The sequence below is a fragment of the Pseudomonas sp. R62 genome, assembly GCF_000257605.1.
Classification (GTDB): domain Bacteria; phylum Pseudomonadota; class Gammaproteobacteria; order Pseudomonadales; family Pseudomonadaceae; genus Aquipseudomonas; species Aquipseudomonas atacamensis.
On the sequence record NZ_JH635998.1, the window covers coordinates 3,011,221 to 3,012,882 of the forward strand.

Consider the following 1,662-nt stretch of genomic DNA (forward strand, 5'->3'; position numbering starts at 1 on the left):
CACGTGGCGCAATGGATGATCGGGATCGGGCAGCCCCAGTAGCGCTGGCGGCTGATGCCCCAGTCGCGCAGGCGGAACTGGGTGCGCGAGGCGCCGAGTTGTTTCTTTATCAGCGCCACTTCCATGGCGTCGAACGCGCCGGCGAAGTCGAGGCCGTCGAACTCACCGGAGTTGATCAGCGTGCCGTGCTCGCCGTAAGCGTCCTGCCACGGCGCCGGGTTGCTGTCACCGGAACTGGTGCGCACCACCGATTTCACCGGCAGGTTGTACTTGTGAGCGAATTCGAAATCGCGCTCGTCGTGCGCCGGAACCGCCATGACCGCGCCGTCGCCGTAGTGCATCAGCACGTAGTTGGCGACCCACACCGGCAGCTTCTCGCCGGTCAGCGGGTGCTCGACGAACAGGCCGGTCGGCAGGCCTTTCTTTTCCTGGGTGGCGACATCGGCTTCAGCGACGCTGCCGCCCTTGCATTCAGCGATGAACGCTTGCAGCTCGGGATTGTTCTGCGCGGCCAGGGTGGCCAGCGGGTGCTCGGCAGCGACGGCGACGTAGGTCGCGCCCATCAGGGTGTCCGGACGGGTGGTGAAGACTTTCAGAGTGCCGGCTTCGCCGATCGAATCGACGTTGTACGGGAACTGCACTTCCATGCCACGGGACTTGCCGATCCAGTTGCGCTGCATGGTCTTGACCTGTTCCGGCCAGCCAGTCAGTTCGTCGAGGCTTTCCAGCAGCTCGTCGGCGTAAGCGGTGATCTTGAAGTAGTACATCGGGATTTCGCGCTTTTCGATCAGCGCGCCGGAGCGCCAGCCACGGCCGTCGATGACTTGCTCGTTGGCCAGAACGGTCTGGTCGACCGGGTCCCAGTTCACGGTGCCGTTTTTACGGTAGATCACGCCTTTTTCGAACAGGCGGGTGAACAGCCATTGTTCCCAGCGGTAGTAGTCCGGCTTGCAGGTGGTCACTTCACGGGACCAGTCCACCGCGAGGCCGAGGCTGCGCAGCTGCGACTTCATGTAGGCGATGTTCTCGTAGGTCCACTTGGCGGGCGCTACGTTGTTTTTCATTGCGGCGTTTTCCGCCGGCATGCCGAACGCATCCCAACCCATGGGCTGCAGAACATTCTTGCCCTGCATGCGCTGGTAGCGCGAGATCACATCGCCAATGGTGTAGTTGCGCACGTGGCCCATGTGCAGCTTGCCGCTGGGATAAGGGAACATCGACAGGCAGTAGTAGGTTTCCTTGCCTGGCTGTTCACTGACTTCAAAGGACTTTTGCTCATCCCAGAACGACTGGGCGGCGGCTTCGATCTCACGTGGCTGATATTGTTCGTGCATGGCTACTTTTGTACTGGATAGGGGTGGCCTAATCCTCTTCGACGGCGGCATACGGGATGGCCCGGGTGCGCTGGAAGTGGAATGACAGGAAGCGCCGTAGCATACATGACCGCGCTTGGCCGAGGGAAACCCTGATTACAGCTGTTTGCCCGACCTTTTGGGCGACGAGGGCCGTTGGTCGCGGCGTGTAGCCGGTTCGTGCAGCGAAGCTAAGCTCTAATTGGGGAGTGAGTCTTATCTTCAATGAGGTGAGGGATGGTGGAGCAACGGAAAAAGAACGTAACGAAACCCGAGTTGTATGAAAGGTTGATCGATCGTCTGGGCATGG

Annotated in this window: 1 protein-coding gene; it reads right to left on the minus strand. The window is 60.7% G+C overall.

The window, feature by feature from the left end; translation table 11 throughout:
* Positions 1-1,334: leucine--tRNA ligase (gene leuS / locus OQK_RS31310; RefSeq protein ID WP_038860960.1), on the minus strand; the 1,334-nt coding region annotated here is incomplete at its 3' end.
* Positions 1,335-1,662: the final 328 nt, after the last annotated feature.